The organism is Agrobacterium sp. 20P9.1.2, assembly GCF_057799395.1.
The window spans coordinates 1,048,673-1,070,128 of record NZ_JBYOKI010000001.1 but is presented as its reverse complement, the minus strand read 5'-3'; the positions used below and the strand labels follow the sequence as shown (position 1 = coordinate 1,070,128).

The 21,456-nt window shown below is 57.9% G+C and carries 22 protein-coding genes; 12 read left to right on the top strand and 10 right to left on the bottom strand.

Going from position 1 to position 21,456, the window contains the following annotated elements:
* Positions 1-2 precede the first annotated feature (2 nt).
* The 4 genes from ppx to AC27VJ_RS05270 all read right to left on the bottom strand — a co-directional run bounded on the left by ppx (position 3) and on the right by AC27VJ_RS05270 (position 5,738).
* Positions 3-1,523, bottom strand: coding sequence for an exopolyphosphatase (gene ppx, locus AC27VJ_RS05285; protein ID WP_488683079.1), 1,521 nt, complete (start codon positions 1,521-1,523; stop codon positions 3-5).
* The gene (locus AC27VJ_RS05280; RefSeq protein WP_113086902.1) at positions 1,520-3,721 is read right to left on the bottom strand and encodes an RNA degradosome polyphosphate kinase; all 2,202 of its coding nucleotides are present in this window, start codon (positions 3,719-3,721) and stop codon (positions 1,520-1,522) included. The genes ppx and AC27VJ_RS05280 overlap by 4 nt, the downstream gene beginning before the upstream one ends.
* 145 nt (positions 3,722-3,866) lie before the next feature.
* Positions 3,867-4,580, bottom strand: coding sequence for a DnaA regulatory inactivator HdaA (gene hdaA, locus AC27VJ_RS05275; protein WP_488683078.1), 714 nt, complete (start codon positions 4,578-4,580; stop codon positions 3,867-3,869).
* Positions 4,581-4,583: 3 nt separating this feature from the next.
* Positions 4,584-5,738: an AI-2E family transporter gene (locus AC27VJ_RS05270; RefSeq protein WP_353576406.1), complete on the bottom strand. Its 1,155-nt coding sequence runs from the start codon at positions 5,736-5,738 to the stop codon at positions 4,584-4,586.
* A gap of 237 nt (positions 5,739-5,975) precedes the next feature.
* On the opposite strand from AC27VJ_RS05270, the gene purM reads away from it, so the two are divergent.
* From purM to AC27VJ_RS05250, 4 genes are all read left to right on the top strand, one after another.
* Positions 5,976-7,049 carry a phosphoribosylformylglycinamidine cyclo-ligase gene (purM, locus tag AC27VJ_RS05265; protein ID WP_488683077.1) on the top strand — a complete coding sequence of 358 codons (1,074 nt, stop codon included), beginning with the start codon at positions 5,976-5,978 and terminating at the stop codon, positions 7,047-7,049.
* A complete protein-coding gene (purN, locus tag AC27VJ_RS05260; protein ID WP_488683076.1) occupies positions 7,046-7,699 on the top strand; it encodes a phosphoribosylglycinamide formyltransferase in 654 nt (217 codons plus the stop codon). The genes purM and purN overlap by 4 nt, the downstream gene beginning before the upstream one ends.
* Before the next feature lie 76 nt (positions 7,700-7,775).
* Positions 7,776-8,015: a type II toxin-antitoxin system Phd/YefM family antitoxin gene (locus AC27VJ_RS05255; RefSeq protein WP_488683075.1), complete on the top strand. Its 240-nt coding sequence runs from the start codon at positions 7,776-7,778 to the stop codon at positions 8,013-8,015.
* Positions 8,015-8,413: a type II toxin-antitoxin system VapC family toxin gene (locus tag AC27VJ_RS05250; protein ID WP_488683074.1), complete on the top strand. Its 399-nt coding sequence runs from the start codon at positions 8,015-8,017 to the stop codon at positions 8,411-8,413. The genes AC27VJ_RS05255 and AC27VJ_RS05250 overlap by 1 nt, the downstream gene beginning before the upstream one ends.
* Before the next feature lie 11 nt (positions 8,414-8,424).
* Here AC27VJ_RS05250 and AC27VJ_RS05245 read toward each other — a convergent pair whose 3' ends face one another.
* The 3 genes from AC27VJ_RS05245 to AC27VJ_RS05235 are packed head-to-tail and all read right to left on the bottom strand — an operon-like array spanning position 8,425 to position 11,855.
* Positions 8,425-9,030, bottom strand: coding sequence for an NUDIX domain-containing protein (locus tag AC27VJ_RS05245; protein ID WP_488683073.1), 606 nt, complete (start codon positions 9,028-9,030; stop codon positions 8,425-8,427).
* A 17-nt stretch (positions 9,031-9,047) separates the two neighbouring features.
* On the bottom strand, positions 9,048-9,644 hold the full coding sequence (locus AC27VJ_RS05240; protein ID WP_113086892.1) for an NUDIX domain-containing protein: 597 nt from the start codon (positions 9,642-9,644) through the stop codon (positions 9,048-9,050).
* A 12-nt stretch (positions 9,645-9,656) separates the two neighbouring features.
* Complete coding sequence (locus tag AC27VJ_RS05235) at positions 9,657-11,855, bottom strand: molybdopterin-containing oxidoreductase family protein (RefSeq protein ID WP_488683072.1); 2,199 nt, start codon at positions 11,853-11,855, stop codon at positions 9,657-9,659.
* A gap of 17 nt (positions 11,856-11,872) precedes the next feature.
* Here AC27VJ_RS05235 and AC27VJ_RS05230 point away from each other — a divergent pair, with 17 nt between their 5' ends.
* Complete coding sequence (locus tag AC27VJ_RS05230; RefSeq protein ID WP_488683071.1) at positions 11,873-12,718, top strand: 23S rRNA (adenine(2030)-N(6))-methyltransferase RlmJ; 846 nt, start codon at positions 11,873-11,875, stop codon at positions 12,716-12,718.
* Here the strand turns inward: AC27VJ_RS05230 and AC27VJ_RS05225 are convergent.
* Positions 12,663-13,670, bottom strand: a complete 1,008-nt coding sequence (locus AC27VJ_RS05225) for a lysylphosphatidylglycerol synthase domain-containing protein (RefSeq protein ID WP_488683069.1) — start codon at positions 13,668-13,670, stop codon at positions 12,663-12,665. The genes AC27VJ_RS05230 and AC27VJ_RS05225 overlap by 56 nt on opposite strands.
* Positions 13,671-13,876: 206 nt before the next feature.
* Between AC27VJ_RS05225 and AC27VJ_RS05220 the strand changes: the two genes are divergently transcribed.
* Complete coding sequence (locus AC27VJ_RS05220) at positions 13,877-14,605, top strand: ribonuclease T2 family protein (RefSeq protein WP_488683197.1); 729 nt, start codon at positions 13,877-13,879, stop codon at positions 14,603-14,605.
* Positions 14,606-14,625: 20 nt separating this feature from the next.
* Positions 14,626-15,222 (top strand): glutathione S-transferase, encoded by a 597-nt coding sequence (locus tag AC27VJ_RS05215; protein WP_488683068.1) that lies wholly within the window; start codon positions 14,626-14,628, stop codon positions 15,220-15,222.
* A 64-nt stretch (positions 15,223-15,286) separates the two neighbouring features.
* On the opposite strand, the gene AC27VJ_RS05210 is transcribed toward AC27VJ_RS05215, so the two are convergent.
* Entirely contained in the window at positions 15,287-15,946 is a 660-nt protein-coding gene (locus tag AC27VJ_RS05210) for an outer membrane protein (RefSeq protein WP_353576393.1), read from the bottom strand.
* 369 nt (positions 15,947-16,315) lie between these two features.
* On the opposite strand from AC27VJ_RS05210, the gene AC27VJ_RS05205 reads away from it, so the two are divergent.
* From AC27VJ_RS05205 to AC27VJ_RS05185, 5 genes are all read left to right on the top strand, one after another.
* Positions 16,316-17,083, top strand: coding sequence for an SDR family oxidoreductase (locus AC27VJ_RS05205; protein ID WP_488683067.1), 768 nt, complete (start codon positions 16,316-16,318; stop codon positions 17,081-17,083).
* Positions 17,080-19,122 carry an excinuclease ABC subunit UvrC gene (uvrC, locus tag AC27VJ_RS05200; RefSeq protein ID WP_488683066.1) on the top strand — a complete coding sequence of 681 codons (2,043 nt, stop codon included), beginning with the start codon at positions 17,080-17,082 and terminating at the stop codon, positions 19,120-19,122. Before AC27VJ_RS05205 ends, uvrC begins: the two co-directional genes overlap by 4 nt.
* Positions 19,123-19,222: 100 nt before the next feature.
* Positions 19,223-19,810 carry a CDP-diacylglycerol--glycerol-3-phosphate 3-phosphatidyltransferase gene (pgsA, locus tag AC27VJ_RS05195; RefSeq protein ID WP_113086884.1) on the top strand — a complete coding sequence of 196 codons (588 nt, stop codon included), beginning with the start codon at positions 19,223-19,225 and terminating at the stop codon, positions 19,808-19,810.
* The gene (gene moaD, locus AC27VJ_RS05190; RefSeq protein ID WP_488683065.1) at positions 19,810-20,064 is read left to right on the top strand and encodes a molybdopterin converting factor subunit 1; all 255 of its coding nucleotides are present in this window, start codon (positions 19,810-19,812) and stop codon (positions 20,062-20,064) included. The genes pgsA and moaD overlap by 1 nt, the downstream gene beginning before the upstream one ends.
* 9 nt (positions 20,065-20,073) lie before the next feature.
* Positions 20,074-20,529 (top strand): molybdenum cofactor biosynthesis protein MoaE, encoded by a 456-nt coding sequence (locus AC27VJ_RS05185; RefSeq protein WP_488683196.1) that lies wholly within the window; start codon positions 20,074-20,076, stop codon positions 20,527-20,529.
* Here the strand turns inward: AC27VJ_RS05185 and AC27VJ_RS05180 are convergent.
* Positions 20,526-21,422, bottom strand: coding sequence for a branched-chain amino acid ABC transporter permease (locus tag AC27VJ_RS05180; RefSeq protein WP_488683064.1), 897 nt, complete (start codon positions 21,420-21,422; stop codon positions 20,526-20,528). The two genes, AC27VJ_RS05185 and AC27VJ_RS05180, sit on opposite strands and share 4 nt — an antisense overlap.
* Positions 21,423-21,456 lie beyond the last annotated feature (34 nt).

Below are 21,456 nucleotides of genomic sequence, written 5' to 3'. Positions count from 1 at the left end.
TACTACTCGAACACGAAAGCCAGCTTCTTGCCCGTCAGCTTCGACAATTGCTGAAGCCGCCCTTCCAGGCGTTCACCGGCGAAATCGCAATAGTCGTGCGGCACCACGAATTCCAGATCGTAATCGGGATTTTCGGACTTGCGGAAGCGCAGGTGGTCCACAACGCCCGGCATGGATGCCGAGAAGAGATAGGCCACGCGCAACAGGCCGCCCAGCAGTTTCGCAAGCTCCATCATGCGCGGCGTGGCGATCTTGGCCAGACCGTCCGTCATGCCGTTATCGTTCAGACCTTCGAAGCGATAATAATTGGCCAGCGCAATATAGGCGCGGCCCGGGTGGGTAATGGCCACGAAGGACGAGTGGGCGATGATGTTGAGCGCCTGCAAGCCGCGATAATCGGGATGAGCGCGCCAGCTGATATCCGCCACGAGGCAGGCTGCCTGCCGGTAACGGCTCTCTTCCGGCGTTTCTTCTATACCGAAGACCGGGAAAACGCGACCGCTCCAGTCGGCAAGCTCGCGTGCATGCTCCGGCGAGCGAGCGCGCAAAATCGCCAACTCGTCGGCAGCGACCAGCAACGGATCGCTCTCGCGTTCGGTTTCCGACAAAAGGGAGTAGAGATAGCCTTCACGAACACCCTGCGCCGAAAAGGCGATCCGGGCGGGCTTCATGACTTCCAGCACTTCGCGCAAAGCGATAGCGCCGAAGGGAAGCAGTGAGCGGCGGTTTTTGGAAACGGCCTGCCAGGCCGGGTCCTTGCTGTCCTTCGAGGCGATGACCTCTTCGAGGAAGCTCAGCATTTCCGCGAGCGGTACTTCGTAACCCTGCATCATATGCAAGGGGTAATTGGTGATTTCCATGTGCAGCTTGGCGATGTTGCGCCATGTGCCGCCCACGGCATAAAAAGTGCGGCCCTCGCCCTTCGATAGAAGCTTGGCGCCTTTGACCTGTTTCTTCGCGTAGCTCGTGGCCTTGTCCAGCGAGCCGCCGGATTGCTCGAAAAGTCGAAGGCCTCCGAGCGGCAAGGTTATGCCGGTGCCGCAGTCTCCGCCCTTGACGTCGATGAGTTCCAGCGAGCCACCACCCAGATCGCCCGCGATGCCATCAGGATCATGAAAACCGCTGATCACGCCATAGGCGGAATAAAGCGCTTCCTTTTCACCGGAGAGAACCTCGATCTCGCAGCCGAGAATGGCTTCTGCTTCGCGAATGAAATCGGGTCCGTTTTCAGCCTCACGCGCGGCAGCGGTGGCCAGCACATAAAGCTTATGTGCCTGCGCCTGCTCAGACAGCGCGTGAAAGCGGCGCAGTGCGGTCAGCGCACGGCGCACGCCTTCTTCATCCATACGGCCGGTCAGAGCCAGACCCTTGCCCAGCCCACACAATACTTTTTCATTGAACAGCACCGCAGGGGCGCGCGAGAGACCTTCATATACAACGAGGCGAACAGAGTTCGAGCCGATATCTATGACGGAAACGGGGGCAATGCCTGACAGCCGCCCCTGTGCTTCTGATCTTGTCATTCAGCCTGTTTCTTGCGGGATGATATCAACCCAGCAATCAGTTTAGGCGCACTGGATTTCAAGGCTTCACCACGTCCGGAAAGGCTCGGGTTGGTCATGAAATAGTGCTGCGCGTTGAACGGTTCCTCACCCTTGCGCACCTCGATGCGCCTGGACGTACCGTCCGGAAGTATCTCGTAGCTCTGCTGGTTGTCAATGAGATTGCCTAGCATGATCTGTGAAAGAACCTGTTCATGCACGGTTGGGTTGACCAAAGGAACCATGGTTTCCACGCGACGATCCAGGTTTCGCGGCATCATGTCGGCAGAGCCGATATAGACCAGCGCCTTGTCGGATGGCAGGCCATAACCGTTGCCGAAGCAGAAGATTCGGCTGTGTTCCAGGAAGCGACCGACGATGGATTTGACGCGGATATTGTCGGACAGGCCTGGCACCTGCGGACGCAGACAGCAAATGCCGCGGATCACCAGATCGATCTCGACGCCTGCTTCGCTCGCACGATAAAGCGCATCGATGATCTCAGGGTCGACCAGCGAATTCATCTTCATCCAGATGGCAGCCGGGGCACCCGCCTTGGCATGCTCGATCTCATCATGGATGTGCTTGAGAATGCGTGCGCGCAGCGTGTAAGGCGAAACCGCCAGCTTCATCCCCTCTTCCGGCTCACCGTAACCGGTGATGAAGTTGAAGATATTGGCCATATCATGCGCAATCTTTGGATTGCAGGTGAAGAAGGACAGGTCGGTGTAAATCTTCGCCGTCACCGGATGGTAGTTACCGGTGCCGAGGTGGCAGTAGGTCCGCAGCTTGCCGTCTTCACGGCGCACGACCATCGACATCTTGGAGTGCGTCTTCAACTCGATGAAGCCGAACACGACCTGCACGCCAGCGCGTTCCAGATCGCGCGCCCAGCGAATATTCGCCTCTTCGTCGAAACGCGCCTTCAGCTCCACCAGCGCCGTCACCGACTTACCGGCATCGGCAGCATCGATCAGCGCACGCACGATCGGGCTGTCATTGGAGGTGCGATAGAGCGTCTGCTTGATGGCAAGCACGTTAGGGTCACGCGCGGCCTGATGCAGGAACTGCGCAACCACGTCGAAACTTTCATAGGGGTGGTGAACCACCATGTCCTTTTCGCGAATGGCAGCAAGGCAATCGCCCGCATGTTCACGCACGCGCTCCGGGAAACGGGCATTGTAGGGCTCGAACTTCAGGTCATCGCGCGGTGCCTTGACGATTTCAGAAATCGTATTCAGCGCCAGCAGGCCGGGCAGAACGGCAACCCGGTTATCCGGCACGCCCAACTCATGCACCACGAACTGGCGCAGCGATGGCGGCATTTCGCTATCGGTTTCAATACGGATGACCGAACCGCGACGGCGGCGCTTCAGCGCGCTCTCGAAATAACGGACCAGATCTTCGGCTTCTTCTTCAAGCTCGATATCGCTGTCACGGATGATACGGAACGTACCGAAGCCACGCACGGTATAACCGGGGTAAAGCCGGTGAATGAACAGGCCGACGACATCTTCAAGCGTGATGTAACGGATCGCAGTCTTGTCATCCGGCAGGCGCACGAAACGGTCCAGCGCGGGCGGCAGGCGCAGCAGCGCAGTCATTGGCTCGCGGCCGTTGACGCTATCCAGCTGCAGACCCATGGAGAAGCCGAGGTTGGGAATGAAGGGGAATGGATGCGCGGGATCGATGGAAAGCGGCGTCAGCACCGGGAAGATCAGCGCTTCGAATTCGTTTTCCAGCCAGACGCGATCCTCATCCGACAGCGATGCCGGGCGAACGATGTAAATATCTTCCTTGGCGAGATATTGCTGCAGAACGGCCAGCGATGCCTGCTGCTCCATCTGGAGATTGTCGATCTCTTTGAGGATTTCCTCGAGCTGCTCGGCTGGCGTCTTGCCATCAGGCGTCTTCACGGTGATGGACTGGCGGACCTGTCCTTCCAGACCGGCGACGCGGACCATGAAGAACTCATCGAGGTTGGCGGCGGAAATCGACAGGAAGCGCAGGCGCTCCAGCAAGGGGTGGTCGGTGTTCAGCGTTTCTTCCAGAACACGACGGTTGAACTGCAACCAGGAGAATTCGCGGTTTACGAAGCGCGTCGGGCTATCCCAGAGGTCTTGCACCTCCGGTGCCGTCTTGCTGCCCTCTTCGATATGTTCCTGCATCACCGAGTCCATCAAACAATCCACCCTTTAAATATTCAGACCGGCATGCAGAACCATGAAAGCCCGCACCGCCCTGTTTTTGTTGAAGCATCGGATAGACCAAACCGTTTCGATGCCCTCATGCCCGTATAACAGTTTGACGACGGAACTGTGACAGTCAATCCTCGTCCGGGTCGCCACCAAGCTCCGTCAGCACTTCCGCTGCCATTGCCCGGCTGATGCGCGTTCCTCTCGACAGTCCCAGCCGATCCAGTCTTTCGACAATCGTCTGCGCCGTATTCAAGGAGCGCTCCATCCTTGCAACGATATAGCTGACAAGTTTGTCATCCATGTAAAGCTGGCGGTCGGCAAAGAGCTTCATCAGCACCTGCCCCAGCAAATCCTCGTCCGGCTCGCCAATTTCCACCACCGTTGCCGCCTTGAGGCGCGAGCGCAGATCCGGCAACGTCACCGGCCATGCCGCGGGCCATTGCCGCGTGGTAATGAGAAGCGAGGTGCCGTTTTCACGCACGCTGTTGATGACGTGGAAAAGCTCGGTGTCATCAAAGCCGTTTCTGTCGGCATCTTCGAACAAAACGGAGCCGTTTTCCGCCGACCGCGCAGCCTGGCTGCCCCGCGAAGGCTTAATCTCTGCGGCACCGCTGGTGTTTTTCCAGATGCTGGCGAGATGGGATTTGCCCGAGCCCTGCGGCCCAACCAGAATAACGACCGGCGACGGCCAGCGCGGCCACTCATCCACGATGCTCACGGCAGCATCCAAAGGTGCCGCCACCAGCAAATCCTCACGGCCCGTCGCCGTCTGGTGGGAAAAGGCAAGCGGCAACTGCTCGGCCTTGGACCGTGCGCCACCGGGTTTGTTGTTATCCGTCATCTGTCAGCTCTGAGAATCGATCTTTTTCGGCGGCAAAGCCTCTAGCTGGGACTCTTCAGGGTCCCAAGGAAGATTGGCGGCACGACCATGGTAAAGATCGCTATCAAGATAGCGCGACAGCGCAAACCGGACAAGCACGCCCACTGCGGCTGCCGCAGGCACCGCGACCATAAGGCCGACGAAGCCAAACAACACGCCAAATGCAAACAACGCAAACATCAACCAAACGGGGTGAAGCCCGACGCTGCTGCCGACCAGTTTCGGCTGCAATATGTTGCCTTCCAAAAACTGACCAGAGAAAAAGACCGCCAGCACGAGAATGACATCCACGTAGTTCGGCCAGAACTGCACCAGTGCCACGCCAACGGCAAGCACCAGGCCAACCATGGAGCCAATATAGGGAATAAAACTGATTGCACCCGCAAAAAAGCCGATCAGAAGGCCAAAATTCAGACCCACAAGCGACAGCCCGACGGCGTAATAAACGCCTAGGATGATGCAAAGCGAACCCTGCCCGCGAATAAAGCCGGCAATGGTACTGTCCATATCGCGAGCGATCTGGCGAACTGTTGCCACATGGTCCCGCGGTATCCAGCTGTCAACCTTTTCGATCATCCGGTCCCAGTCCAGCAACAGATAGAAGGCCACAACCGGTGTCACCACCAGAAGCGAAATGACGTCCACCAGCGACTTGCCGGAATTCCAGATTTGCGTCAGCAAGGTGCCGATAAAGCCAGCGCCCTCTGTCAGCAGCTTGGAGAAGTTTTCCTTCACGGTGTCGATCTGCGAACTGACCCAGCCCGGCAGAATATTGGTGTCCGCACCTGCAATGAGTTGCTGAAGAGACGAGATATATTGCGGAATACGGCTGATGAATTCCGAAGCCTGAGCGACGATCAGGGGGATAATAATGATGAGCGACAGCGCAAACAGCAGCACGAAGGAGACGAGGATCATCACGCTCGCCATCATCCGGCTCAGACCACGCCGCTCCAGCCAATCCGCGATAGGATCGAGGAAATAGGCGAGCGCCATGCCAGCAACGAAGGGCAGCAAAATGGAGCTGAACACCATCAAAAACAGGATGAAGATGACGAGCGCACCCAGCCAGAAAAAGATCTGGCGTCTCAGATTCATGCCTCTGATATGTGGTTGCATCGTCTGCTCCTTTGAGCGCCTGAACTCATAACGCCGTGGTTAGGAGATAGGATGCGTGGACCGGACTGGTCAAGTGTGGCACCGTTGCCAAATTCGTCACGGCTGACCTTTCCCATAACAATACGGCTAAAACAGCCAAAAGGCGTGAAAAACATGAGTTTTACCGCGCCCATACTTGCATCGTCACCCGTCTCATGCGAATGGCGACGCCAAACGGAACCAGTGGAGACGAGAGCCATGAGCCAGTCGGGCAAGAACGGTCTTACCTACAGCGATGCAGGCGTGGATATCGACGCCGGAAACCTGATGGTCGAGAAGATCAAGCCAGCCGTGCGCTCCACCCGCCGCCCCGGTGCGGATGGTGAAATCGGTGGCTTCGGCGGCCTGTTCGATCTGAAAGCCGCTGGCTTCACCGACCCGGTTCTGGTGGCCGCCAATGACGGCGTCGGCACCAAGCTGAAGATCGCCATTGACGCGAATTATCACGACACCGTCGGCATCGACCTCGTTGCCATGTGCGTCAACGATCTCGTGGTGCAGGGTGCAGAACCGCTCTTCTTCCTCGACTACTTTGCGACCGGCAAGCTCGACCCGGATCAGGGTGCCGCTATCGTCACCGGCATTGCCGCAGGCTGCCGCGAATCCGGTTGTGCGCTGATCGGTGGTGAAACCGCCGAAATGCCGGGCATGTATTCGGATGGTGATTACGACCTGGCAGGCTTTGCCGTGGGTGCCGCAGAACGCGGCCAGCTTTTGCCTGCGGGCGACATTGCCGAAGGCGATGTCATTCTAGGCCTCTCATCCTCCGGTGTTCACTCCAACGGTTTTTCGCTCGTTCGCAAGATCGTCTCGTTGTCCGGTCTCGACTGGGACGCCCCAGCCCCCTTTGCCGATGGCAAGAAGCTGGGCGAGGCCCTGCTGACGCCGACACGTATCTATGTAAAGCCGCTTCTGAAGGCCATTCGCGAGACCAGCGCTTTGAAGGCGCTTGCGCATATTACCGGCGGCGGCTTTCCGGAAAACATTCCGCGCGTTCTGCCGAAGCATCTGGCCGCTGAAATCGACCTCGACGCCATCAAGGTTCCCGCCGTCTTCTCATGGTTGGCCAAGACTGGGGGCGTTGCGCCCAACGAAATGCTGCGCACCTTCAACTGCGGCGTCGGCATGATTGTCGTGGTCTCCGCTGAGAATGCTGAGAAGGTTACCGACGCCCTGACCGCCGAAGGCGAGACCGTCTTTGCATTGGGCCGCATGGTTGCGCGTGCGGAAGACGGGCATGGCACGATCTACAAGGGCACGCTCGCCCTATGAGCACCGCACGCAAGCGCGTCGTCGTTTTCATCTCCGGCAGCGGCTCCAACATGATGGCGCTGGCGCAGGCCTGTCAGGCACCGGATTTTCCGGCGGAAATCGCCTGCGTGATTTCTGACAAGGCAACGGCTGGCGGACTGGCGAAAGCACAGAGCCTCGGCATTCCGACGCTCATTTTTGAACGCAAGACCTATTCCAGCAAGGCAGAACACGAAGCCTCCATTCTGGCGGCGCTTGGCGAAATCGCCCCCGACATCATCTGCCTTGCAGGCTACATGCGCCTCATCTCGGGCGATTTCATCGCCCCTTATGCAGGCCGCATCATCAACATCCACCCATCGCTCCTGCCCCTCTTCCCCGGCCTTCACACCCATGAACGCGCCATCGAAAGCGGCATGAAGATCACCGGCTGCACCGTCCATTTCGTCACCGAAGGCATGGATGAAGGCCCGGTCATCGGCCAGGCGGCGGTGCCGGTTCTGGCAGGTGATGATGCAGATGCACTCGCCGCTCGCGTTCTGACTGTGGAACACCAACTCTACCCCCTAACTCTCAAGCTTCTGGCAGAGGGCAAGGTCCGGATGGAGGGCAGCAAGGCTGTTCGCAGTAATGATGCGTGTGAGGCGGGGCAACAGCTTATTTCTGCATAAACCCTCACACTTGGCCAACCACTTGACCAACGACCGGCAAGCTTGATATTTTGAGCCTGCAACGGAGTTCGGCATCATGACGCTCACGGTCAAAGTCGGTGAAGCAAAAACACATCTTTCCGAGCTTCTCGCAAAAGTCGAAGCCGGTGAAGACGTCGTCATTGCGCGCGGCAACGAACCCGTCGCCCGCCTGATCAAGGCCAACGATACCCAAGAGCGCCGCCGAATGCTGGATGCCCTGCGCACAGAAAGAGCACAACGCTCTAACGTCAGCGCAGACGACATCCAGATATGGAAAAACGAAGGCAGGCGTTGATGCCATTCGTGGTCGATGCATCCATTGTCGCCGCATGGTTCCTACCGGACGAGACGAGCGACATCGCCGATAAAGCGTTGGACAGATTGGAAACGGACGACGCAATCGCGCCAGATCTCCTATCACATGAATTGCGGAACATCCTGCTTTCCGCAGAAAAGCGTAAACGCATAGACCAAGACGCGATCTTCTCGATATTGCTCCGCTTCAACAGCCTGCCGCTAACCCTCGTCAGCGGCGGTGACCACATCACCATCATGCGGCTGGCAAAAAAGCATTCGCTCTCCGCCTATGACGCGGCCTATCTGGCGCTCGCGGTCTCACATGCAATTCCGTTGACAACGAATGACAAAAAGCTCGCTGCCGCTGCAATGGCTGAGAACCTGGCGTTTGGGTGAGTTGGTAAAATTTATAACCGCGCCCGGTTCAGCATCGCCCACTGCAGCAAGATAATCGTCTTCGCGTCTGATATCTCGCCTGTCGTGATCATCCCGAATGCCTCGTCGAGCGGGATGGAGAGAACCTCGATGTCTTCGCCTTCCGTATCAAGACCGCCGCCGAGACCGGCTTTTTCGTCCAGATCGATACGTGCGTAAAAGAGGGCGACCTTCTCCGTCAGTGTGCCGGGGCTGGCGTAGGTTTCAAAGAGATATTGCACGTCTTTTACCGCATAGCCGGTTTCTTCCATCGCCTCGCGGCGGATGGCTTCGTCGGGCTGGTCGTCATCGATGAGGCCTGCGGGCACTTCCAGCATGAAGCTTGGATCGCCGTTCACGAAGGCGGCGGGGCGGAATTGGCGGACGAGAACGACGGCGTCTTTTTGAGGGTCGAAGAGCAGAATAGCGGCGGCGCTGCCGTGGTCGTGCACCTCGCGGTCGATGCGGATGACACGGCCATCGGGCATTTTTTGATCGAAGACCAGCGTCTGGAGGTGGACGAAACGCTTCCAGACCGTTTCTTTCGAGACAAGCTTTACCCTGTCCTCGTCGCCCGTTGCTGTCGCTCTTTCGTCCACATCAAACTCCGTCAGTTTCACTGCGTCAGGGATGCCCGGTTGAGAGCGGCCCATTGCAACAGCATGATGGTCTTGCCATCGCAGATATCGCCGTCCTCGATCATTTTGATGGCATCAGCCAAGGGCAGCACGACGACTTCGATGTCTTCATCCTCATGGGCCGCACCACCACCCTCTTCCACACGGTCTGACGCATCGACGATTGCGGCGAAGAAATGCAGCACTTCCGTCACCGAGCCCGGGGACATGAAGGACTTGAACAGGAAACGTGTGTCGCGGAGCTTGTAGCCGGTTTCTTCCATCACCTCGCGGGCAATGGCATCTGCCGGGTTATCTCCATCCAGCAGGCCTGCGGGTGTTTCCAGCAGCCAGCCGTGATAGCCATTCACATAGGTCGGCACGCGGAACTGGCGGACCAGAATGACGCTGTCGATCTTCGGGTCGTAAAGCAGAATGGTCGCGCCGTTGCCGCGATCATAGGCTTCGCGCTTCAGCGTCTTCGTCTCACCTTTGGAATTGGTGTAATTGTAGGTGATATTGCGAAGGTGATACCAGTTTTTTGAAAGTGTTTCGTCTTTAAGAATTTCAATTTTTACGTCATCAAATTTCTGCATTCCAAATTCCTGCTATTGAGTCTGAATCCAAACTTTATTGTCATGAAAAGCCGCGCCACCATACGGCGCAGCCGCGTCTGCGCCTGTCAGCACATTGATGCCCTCGCCATCCAGATGCGCCTTGTTGGGCCACAATCCCTCGGCGATGAGGACACCTGCCCTCGCACCCTCAACGATCTTTGCATGAATGCGTAACGCGCCCCGCACATTGCCAATCCGAACAATATCGCCATCGACGATACCGAGACGCTGCGCATCTGCCGGACAGATCATCAGTTCAGGACGGCCTTCTTTCTGAACGGAGGTCTTCGTCTCAGCGAAGGTCGAGTTCAGGAAGTTACGCGCAGGCGATGTCGCCAAGCGGAACGGGTGCTCGGCATCCGCCACTTCGATAAGATCCACCTGATCTGGGAATTTCGGAAGTTCCGCCACCGGCCCCATGACCGGCACGTTCTTCGGCGGCTTGTTGGGTGATGGGCCGCTTTGCCAATCCGGGCTGAAGCGGAATTTGCCATCCGCGTAGCCGAAGCCTTCGAGATAATGCGCGACTTCGAAGGGAGGCTGCGCGTCGATCCATTTCTCTTCGGCAAGGCTGTCGAAATCACCCCAACCGCCGGGGCCGAGAATGAGATCAATATGCTCGCGCTCCGTCATGCCGAAACCCGGCATATCCGATACGCCGAGGCGCTTGGCCAGTTCCTCAATAACGAAGAGATTCGTTCGAACGGTATCAGGCGGCTCCACGAGCTTCGGGCCCAGCAGAATATGGTTCTGGCCACCGGCACGGTAAATGTCGTCATGTTCGAGGAACATAGTTGCGGGCAGCACGATATCGGCAACGTCAGCCGTTTCCGTCATAAACTGCTCATGCACGGCAACGAACAGATCGTCGCGCAGGAAGCCCTGTTTGACCAGCCGCTGCTCCGGGCAGACATTGACCGGGTTGGTGTTTTGGATCAGCAGCGCCGTCACCGGCCCGCCATAGCGCAAAACCTCGGCATCGCCGGTCAAAACGCGACCGATCTGCGATTGGTCGAGTTGGCGCACATTTGGGTCGGCATAGGCCGTGCCCATCAATTCCGCCTTGTTGAGCCGGAAGATGTCGCCATTGTTGTGAAACGCGCCGCCACCCTCATATTGCCAGGAGCCCAGCACTGTGGCGATGGAAAGCGCCGCATGCATGGCAACTGCGCCATTGCGCTGGCGGGCGAAACCGTAGCCCAGGCGGAAGAAGCTCTTCTGCGTGGTGCCAACGAGCTTTGCAAAAGCCTCGATTTCCTCCACCGAAAGGCCGGTGATCTCGGCGGCCCATTGCGGCGTTTTGGATGCGAGATGCGCTTCCAGACCGGCAGGATCATCCGCGAATTTCGCCATATAGGGGCGGTCGGCATAACCATCGCGGAAAGCAATGTGCATCACAGCGCAGGCCAATGCCGCATCCGTGCCGGGGCGCACGATCAGCTTCATATCCGCCTGCTTCATGGTCGGATTATCGTAGATATCGACTACAACAATCTTCGCACCGCGTTCCTTGCGGGCACGGATCGCATGGGTCATGACATTGACCTGCGTGGCCACCGCATTGGTGCCCCAGATCACGACGACATCGGCTTTTGCCATTTCGCGCGGGTCTGGTCCGCGCAAAGCGCCAGTACCCATGACGTAACCGGTCCAGGCCATGTTGGTGCAGATCGAGCCGAAGAAGCCGGAATATTTCTTGGCGTGGCGAAGGCGCTCGATGCTGTCGCGCTGCACCTGCCCCATGGTACCCGCATAGAAGTAAGGCCAGATGGCTTCCGCGCCATGCCTGGCTTCCGCTTTTACGAAAGCGTCTGCAATCTCATCGAGAGCGTTTTCCCAATTGATCTCCTGCCAGTCGCCAGCGCCCTTGGCACCCTTGCGGCGCTTTGGCGTCAACAGGCGGCCTGGATGATAGATGCGCTCGGAGTAGCGCGCCACCTTGGCGCAGATGACGCCAGCGGTATAGGTGTTCGCATTGGCCCCGCGCACACGGCCGATGCGGCCATCCGCGTTGATATCCACCTCCAGCGCGCAGGCGCTTGGACAGTCATGGGGACAGACGGTGTGGCCGATGCTGACAGCACCAGTCACGGCTTTGGCGGAAATCGGGGTCGCATCGTTCATCGCTTTTGTATATTGCAAAGCGGTGAAGGCCAAAAGGCCGAAGTGACGACCATCAAGAATATTCATAAAAGGCATCGGCGCGCATGAACTATCGGCACATTTACCACGCAGGCAACTTTGCCGATGTTCTCAAACACGCCGTCATGGCGCGGTTGGTTCGCTATCTGCAAAACAAGGACAAGGCGTTCCGCGTACTGGATACGCATGCGGGCATCGGTCTTTACGACCTGTCATCAGAAGAAGCGCAGAAAACCGGCGAATGGCAGACCGGCATCGGCAAGCTGCTGGAAGCTGATCTGTCGCCAGGCGTCGCGGATTTGCTGGAGCCTTACCTGACAGCAGTCAAAGACCTCAATCCTTATGGTGGCATCCAGTATTATCCCGGCTCTCCGAAGCTGGCGCGGATGCTGTTTCGCCCGCAGGACCGGCTTTCGGCCATGGAACTGCACCCGGATGATTTTCGCGCGCTCTCGCGCCTGTTCGAAGGTGATTATCAGGCCCGCGTGACCGAACTCGACGGCTGGCTGTCACTCGGCGCGCATCTGCCGCCGAAGGAAAAGCGCGGCCTCGTGCTGGTCGATCCACCGTTTGAAAAAGAGAATGAATATGAGCGCATGGCCGAAGGCTTTCACAAGGCCTATCGCCGCTTTTCAACCGGCACCTATTGCCTGTGGTATCCGCTAAAAAAGGGTGCGCCGATCAAGGATTTCCACGAGTTGCTGCAATCTTATGAAATCCCCAAGATGCTCTGTGCAGAGCTATCGGTTCGCAGCGACCGGCTGGAAGGCCTCAGCGGCTCCGGCCTCATCATCGTCAACCCGCCCTATACGCTGAAGGACGAGTTGCACGCCTTGTTGCCGGTGCTGAAGACCATCATGGCGCAGGATCGTTATGCTTCGCAGCGTGCATTCTGGTTGCGTGGCGAATAGTCTGCTCCAATTGCCGCTCTTCCCTTTCGGCGGCGGCCAGTTGTGACCTCTCGAAAAAGAGAATGATGAACAGGCCGATCACGAAGGGGATGATGAGGTAGAACAGGCGGAACACCAGAAGCGCCGCGATGACATCTGCCGGGTTCATATCCGGCAGGCCGGTGACGAAGACCAGTTCCAGCACGCCAAGCCCGCCCGGCGCATGCGAGATCAGCGCCGCCGAGAACGAAATCAGGAATATGCCGAGAATGATCATGAAGCCCGGATTTCCGGCATCCGGCAGCGCATAATAGATGATGCCTGCCGCTCCCAGCAGCTCGATGGGGCCGATGATCAGCTGCTGCAACACAAGGCGCGGAGCCGGGTAAAACAGCGTGAAAGAGCCGATCTTGAGCGGACGAAGCTTCAACAGGCTGCCGAGGAGATAAAGCCCGGCAACGCCAAGCAGCAGGAAGCCGGTGGTTCTGGAGGCTTCGACGGGCAGAATATCCACGAAGCGTTCGGTAATGTCAGGCTCATAGACCAGCACGAAGCCGATCAGCATGATGGTGCCGATGGCAAAGGTGAAAGAACACAGCGCCACCAGCACGCCGATTTCCGAAGCGCTCAGCCCTTTCGACGTATAGGCCCGGTAGCGCACGACAGCACCTGAAAACACCGAAGCACCGACATTGTGCGACAGCGCGTAGGTGGTGAAGGATGTCAGCGTAATGAAGACCCAGCCGACCTTGCGTTTGAGATGTTGCAGGGCAATGCGGTCATAGCCCGCCAGCGCGGCATAGGCGACCAGCGTGCACAGGCCCGACATGATCCAGTCATGCGTGCCGATGGCAGCGAGACTGTCCCACACATCATCGAGAGAGAGGTGTTGCAATTCCTTGTAGAGCAGCCAGACGGAAAATCCGATGGTTGCCACACCAACGACAGGCCAGATGTATTTCTTCAATTTCATGCGAACATGCCCGGACTAACTCCTCCTTCCGGCACCATCGCTCTTTGCCGGATTCGCAGAGCTTATTCGTTATACAAGCTCCGTTACAACAAAGACTGTTGCCGATATTCATTTTTCGGTCGCCTGTTTGCCACAGGGGCCAGATGGTATAAAACCCGATGTCGATCAAGACTTCGTCATCGCCGCGCAGAAAGACATTGGCCCAGATGAAACAATATGCCGGTTTTATCGCCTTGGCCGTGCTTTCGCTTGCCGCGGCAGGTTGGATGATATTGGCGCCCGAGAAGCAGGAACCGCCTTCGCGCACTGCCAGCGGCTCCGCCAATGCGCCCGCTCAGCAGCAAACAAAGCAGGCACCGCAAGGTTCCGGTTTTGATTTTTATGTGCTTTCGCTCTCCTGGTCGCCGGCATTCTGTGAGAGCGATGCGGGCCGAAACAGCCGCCAGCAATGTGGTTCGGATCGCAGATACGGCTTCGTGGTTCACGGGTTGTGGCCGCAAAATGAAAGCGGCTATCCCGAATTCTGCGGCAAGGACCGCGAGGAGCGCGTGCCGGAAAGCCTGGGCCGCACCATGTTCGACATCATGCCCTCCATGGGCCTGATCGGCCATCAATGGCGCAAGCACGGCACATGCAGCGGGCTTTCGCAGAAGGATTATCTGGCCACCACCCGCGCCGCCTATGAGCGCGTGAACTTTCCGAGCGACATTGCCTCCGGTGCCAGCGGCAGAACACTGTCATCGGACGCCATCGAAAGCGCCTTCATCGCCGCCAATCCAGCGATGACGAAACAGGGCATTGCCATCAGCTGCGAAGGCCGCAAACTGGAGGAAGTTCGTATCTGCATGAACAAGGATCTGAGCTTTCGCACCTGCCCCGAGGTAGACCGTCAGGGCTGCCGCGCAAACACCACCGACATCATACCCATCCGTTAAAACTCAAAGGTAAAACATCTATGGAATTGCTGTATTCTCCCGCCTCCCCCTACTCGGCAAAAGTTCGCATGGCAGCACGTTATCTCGACATCGGCATTACCGATGTTCGCGTCGATACCAGCGCCGAACCCGCCACGCTGATGGACAACAATCCGCTGGGCAAAATCCCGGTTCTGCTGCTGGATGATGGCGGTTCGATCTATGACAGCGTGGCCATCATGCATTATCTGGATCGCCAATCCGGCAACAAGCTCTATCCGAAGAAGCATGCGAAGCGCACGGAAGCCGAAGTGCTGGAAGCACTGTGCGATGGCATCATGGATTGTCTGCTGGCCATCGTCTATGAGCGTCGCTTCCGCCCGGAAGACAAAATCCACCAACCATGGCTCGATAAGCAGTGGGGCAAAGTCGTCAGGGGTCTCGACTATCTGAACGCCAACCTGCCGAAAACCGGCAAGAAGCTGCATGGCGGTCACTTCGCGCTGGCCGCGATGATCGGCTATCTCGACCTGCGTTTTGCGGGCGAATGGGCAGATGGCCGCAAGACCCTGGCAGAATGGCCAGAGAAATTCGGAAAGCGCTTCAAGGATTATGCAGAGATGAAGGCGCCTGTATAATCATCAAGACAAACGACAAAAGCCGGGGCGAGCCCCGGCTTTCAACAGTTAATCCGATTAGGGATTAGAACTTTACGCCGATACCAGCCTTAACGCTGTGATCGTCGAAGCCGCGAGATACGGTTCCGGAGCTCAACGAGAAGTCCTTGTCCTGATAATCGCTATAGCGATATTCGACGCGAGCCGTGATGTTGTTGGTTACCATGGCTTCTACACCGGCACCGACTGTGTAACCGAGTGCTGTTGCACTGTCGCTGGATGTAGAGTTGCTGACTTTCTGGTCAGCAATCGCGAGACCGCCTGTACCGTAAATCAGGAACGGGTTCATGTCGTAACCAACGCGGGCACGGATAGAGCCGTTTACGCCCTGCTTGCCATCGAGAGATTCACCAAGGTTGCCGGTTCCAGCAGAACCCTTGTTGTCGCCGAGGTTAACGTCAGCTTCTGCACCGTAGACCAGCTGGCCACTCTGCCAGTTGTAACCACCGTAGAGACCGCCGCCGAAGCCGTCAGCATCACGGTCGCCGCCGTTGCCAGTGAAACGACCCCAGTCGTAGTTGGCAGTCGCACCGAGGTAAGCGCCAGACCAGTTGCTGATTGGCGCTGGCTGTTCGTAAGCGACAGGTGCCTGCGGCACTTCGTTCACGGCGTCAGCTGCCTTGGCTGCCGAAAATGCTGCAGCTGCCATAGTGGTCGCCATAAGTGTTGCAACGATAGTACGCATGCTATTCTCCTTTTCATACCCGCGGGGTGCTCAAACACTTGTTCCCAAACGCGGTGTAAAACAGTTTGTTCCCTTGCCCGACTGATGATCAAAATGATGGGTGAATGAGGAGATCACACAGCCAAAATGTGAATTGATTGGGGCAGCGACGTGACAGAAATGGGACGTTGCTAAAATGACACAAAAATCTATTAAGGATAATGAGCCGTTAACTGAAGAAGACTGCAATTTTACATGTATTTAAATCTAATTACTTCAAAGGCATCGCGCAGGCATAACTCTGTATAAATGGCGCACGCCCTGTGCAAAACTTGCCGTTTCGATTTATATCGAATGCCTAACACGACATAGGCAGGGCGCAGGTCAGCTTTGAACGAGAATATACCAAAGACCGTATTGATTACCGGCGCCGCCCGCCGCATGGGCCGGGCAATCGCGCAGTATCTTGCTGCGGAAGGCTTTGCGATTGCCCTGCATGCGCGTTCTTCGCTGTCTGAAGCGGAGGATTTCGCTAACACAATAAGGCAAAAAGGTGGAAAAGCCGCCGTTGTTCAGGCGGACCTGGAAAATACGGAATCGACGGAGAAATTGATGGAAAGCGCAAATTCTGCGCTCGGACCCATCGGAATCCTCGTCAATAACGCATCTGTGTTCCGCCATGACACCGCCGAAGAGTTCGATAGCGCGGCTTTCGACGCCCATTTTGCCGTTCACGTCCGCGCGCCATCCATTCTCGGTGCAGCACTTGTGCGGCAACTGCCGGAAACGGCATCGGGCCTGATCGTCAACATCATCGACCAACGGGTGCTGGCGCTGACGCCACGCTTCTATTCCTACACGCTATCGAAATCCGCCATGTGGACGGCCACGAAAACCATGGCGCAGAGCTTTGCACCGCGCGTGCGGGTGAATGCCATCGGCCCCGGCCCGTCCTTTAAAAGTGAAAGACAGGAGCCTGAGCACTTTCAGGCGCAGATTGACGCCCTTATATTAAAGCGCGGGCCGCAGCCGGACGAGTTCGGGCGGACCATTCGCTTTCTATATGACACCCCGTCGATCACCGGCCAAATGATCGCACTCGACGGGGGCCAGCATCTCAGCTGGGAAACCCCTGATGTGGCGGAGATACCTGAATGAACGGAAAGAAGCTGCCGGATGGCGGTATTCTCTTCGATGATAATGAAGAAGATGATGACGATGTAACCGCCCCCGCCAGTGATGTCGTGAGCGAATACGCCGCCGCGTCCATGGACTGGAACGCGGGCTGGAAAAACGAATCCGGCCTAAAGGGCATGGATCTCATTGCCGAATTCGTCAAACATCTGCCCAACAGCCCCGGCGTCTACCGCATGTTCAATGATGCCGGCGACGTGATGTATGTCGGCAAGGCGCGCTCGCTGAAGAAACGCGTCAGCAATTATGCGCAGGGCCGGTTCCACTCCAACCGCATCGGCCAGATGGTGCGGCTGACGACCCATATGGAATTTGTGACGACGCGCACGGAAATCGAAGCGCTGTTGTTGGAAGCGAATCTCATCAAGCGCTTACGGCCGCGCTTTAACGTGCTGCTTCGCGACGACAAGTCGTTTCCCTACATTCTGATTACCGCGGATAATCGCGCCCCGGCCATCTTCAAGCATCGCGGCGCGCGGGCGCGCAAGGGGGACTATTTCGGGCCATTCGCCTCGGCAGGCGCCGTGGGGCGCACCATCAATTCGCTACAACGCGCCTTTCTTATCCGCACCTGTACGGACAGCGTGTTCGAAAGCCGCACCCGCCCCTGTCTTCTGTATCAAATAAAGCGCTGTTCCGGCCCCTGCACCCACGAGGTCAGCGATGAGGGCTATGCCGAGCTTGTGAAAGAGGCGAAGGACTTTCTATCCGGCAGAAGCCAAAGCGTGAAGGCGACGATTGCTTCCCAGATGAACGAGGCGTCGGAAGACCTCGATTTCGAGCGCGCCGCCGTCTACCGCGACAGGCTGGCCGCACTTTCGCATGTTCAGAGCCATCAGGGTATCAATCCGGCGGGTATCGACGAGGCTGATGTCTTTGCCATCCACCACGAAGGCGGCGTCTCCTGCATTCAGGTGTTCTTCTTCCGCACCGGGCAGAACTGGGGCAACCGCGCCTATTTTCCCAAGGCCGATCCATCGCTGCCCGGCTCTGAAATTCTGAGCGCCTTTCTGGCGCAGTTTTACGATGACAAGCCCGTGCCGAAGCAGATTCTGTTATCGGAAGTGGTCGAGGAGCAGGAGCTTCTGGCCGCTGCCTTCAGCGAAAAGGCCAACCACAAGGTCACGATCTCGGTGCCGCAACGCGGCGAGAAGAAGGATGTCGTCGGCCATGTTCTCGGCAATGCGCGTGAGGCGCATGGCCGCAAGCTGGCGGAAACATCGTCTCAGGCCCGTCTGCTGAAAGGCCTCGCCGAGACTTTCGCCCTGCCCTATGTGCCGCGCCGCATCGAGATTTACGATAACTCCCATATCATGGGCACCAATGCCGTGGGCGGCATGGTGGTGGCGGGGCCGGATGGCTTTACCAAAGCCCACTACCGCAAGTTCAACATCAAATCGACCGACATCACTCCCGGCGACGACTTCGGCATGATGCGCGAAGTGATGACACGTCGCTTCTCCCGTCTGCTGAAGGAAGAAGGCAGGCCGGATCGCAACCAGACCGTTTCGCCGGAAGATGCCGCCGACATGCCCTTCCCCGCATGGCCGGATGTCATCCTCATCGATGGTGGCCAGGGCCAGATGACGGCAGTACGGACGATTCTGGACGAACTCGGCATCCGCGATTGCGTCACCGCCATCGGCGTGGCGAAAGGCGTAGATCGCGACGCCGGACGTGAGCGGTTCTTTACCGATACGCGCAGTGATTTTTCGCTGCCGCCACGCGACCCGGTGCTCTATTTCATCCAGCGCATGCGCGATGAAGCGCACCGTTTCGCCATCGGCTCCCACCGCGCCCGCCGCAAGAAGGAAATGATCAAGAACCCGCTGGATGAAATCAGCGGCATTGGTCCCGGTCGCAAGCGGGCGCTACTGCAACATTTCGGAACGGCAAAGGCAGTGTCTCGCGCAGCGTTGAGCGATCTCATGGCCGTCGGCGGCATTTCCGAGGCGGTGGCCAAGCAGGTTTACAATCACTTCCACGAGAGCGGGAAGGACTGAGCCCACGCTTTCGACCGGCACCCGCAAAAAAACACAATAGGGTGTTGACGCTTGCCGCTTAGGGCTGCATCAACGCTTTATATCGAATGACAGGTTTCCTATGGCTTCGCGCGCGTACAATATCCCGAACCTTCTGACCTATGGCCGCATTCTGGCGGTTCCGGTCATCGTTTTGTGTTTCTTCATCGAAGGAAAGCTGGAGAGTTCGGATTTCGCGCGCTGGACGGCCCTGTGGCTGTTCATCATTGCGTCGCTGACGGATTTTCTGGACGGCTATCTCGCCCGCATCTGGAACCAGACGTCCAATATTGGCCGCATGCTGGACCCTATCGCAGACAAGCTGCTGATTGCCTCCATTCTTCTGCTGCTGGCCGCAGATGGCACCATTGCCGGCTGGTCGCTCTGGGCCGCCATCACCATTCTCTGCCGAGAAATTCTGGTCTCCGGCCTGCGCGAGTATCTGGCCGCGCTGAAGGTTTCCGTGCCGGTGACGCAGATCGCCAAGTGGAAAACCACTATCCAGATGGTCGCCATCGCCTTCCTGCTGGCTGGCCCGGCGGGAGATCAGGTACTGCCCTACACCACCGAAATCGGCATCACCCTGCTGTGGATTGCAGCGGCGCTGACCATCTATACCGGCTATGATTATTTCAAGGCTGGCCTCAAGCACATCGTGGACGCGGACTAATGGTGCATATCGTCTATTTCGCATGGGTGCGGGAGCGGGTCGGCAAATCCGAAGAGAATATCGATCTGCCAGCAGAGGTCACGACCGCGCGGCAGTTGATCCAGCACCTCTCAACGCTGGGTGATGAATACGAAGCGGCCTTCGAGTTTCCCGATGTCATCCGCGTTGCGGTCAATCAGGAACACATCGATCACGATGAAAGCATTGCGGGCGCTCGCGAAATCGGCATTTTCCCGCCGATGACGGGTGGCTGAGCTGTGACCATCGAGCCGACCATCCGCGTTCAGGCCGAGGATTTCGATGCCGCTGCCGAGGCGAAGATGCTGACGCAGACGGATAAGACCATCGGCGCGGTCGTGACCTTCACTGGCCTGTGCCGTGATGATGGCGGGGTGCTTTCGGCGCTGGAACTGGAGCATTACCCCGGCATGGCCGAAGCGGAGATGCTGCGCATCGCTAAGCTCGCCATCGAGCGCTTCCAGCTTCTCGGCCTCACGGCCATCCACCGCTACGGCAAGATCGCGACGGGCGAAAACATCGTCCTCGTCATCGCCGCATCCCGCCACCGGCAGGCCGCTTTCGATGGTGCGAATTTCGTGATGGACTATCTCAAGACCTCCGCGCCCTTCTGGAAGAAGGAGCACGGCAAGGACGGAAAATCTGGCGAATGGATATCTGCCAAGGATGTCGATGAAACCGCCAAGGATAAGTGGCGTTAAGGCGCTTCCCGCTCGCTTCTCATGGCGATGAGCCACAGAACCAGCATCAACAGCACCGCCGCATCTCGCCAAGCAACCGGGCCGTAAGCAGCCCAGAACGTTTCGGCAAAGCCGATGGCCGCGGCTCCAACCGCGCATTTCAGCGGGCTGGTATAGCCGCCCGCCGCGGAAATCAGCACCACCTTCAGGCCGAATACCAGTCCAGCGCCGAAATCCATATTGCCATAATAGAACGTCGCCAGCACACCGCAGATGGAGGCGACGAATGCGGCTGCGCAGTAGGACACCAGGAAGACGCGCCCCGCATTGACGCCGAGAAGCGAGGCGGCGAATGGGTCTTCCGATACGGCCTTCCAGTGCCGTCCTGCGCTGGACTTTTGCAGGACAAAATACCCAACGGCGACCAACGCCAGGAACGCCGCCGAATTGATGAGCTGCATCGGCGTTGTGGTCACGGCGAAATCCGCGCTGCGCCAAACGTAAATCGGGTCATTGAGGAGGGGCGGCAACCAGAGCGATCGTGTGCCTGCCGCCAGCCGCGCGCTTTCCATCAGCGCAATCAGCGCCCCGATCGATGCGACCGTGACCGCATTGGGTGATGCACTGGCCAGCGGACGCATGACTGCACGCCCGATGAAAACGCCAGCCCACAACCCACCGAGAACACCAGCCGCAGCGCCAAGCGTCAAAGTCGCTGGCAGGATGAGCCACAGCTGGTTCCAGCCGAAATCCGCAAACAACAGGCATGTCAGACCGGCGAAGGCGAAGATGGCGCCGTAAGTCACATCCGCCCGCTTGGTGATGGAAAAGGCAATGGCATAGCCGAAGGCCAGAGCCGCATAGAGCGCAGCCACCGGAACCGCATTCAAAAGCTGTTGCAGAAAGTAAGCCATGCCCAACCCTCTCCCGCATTTATTATAACTGGTA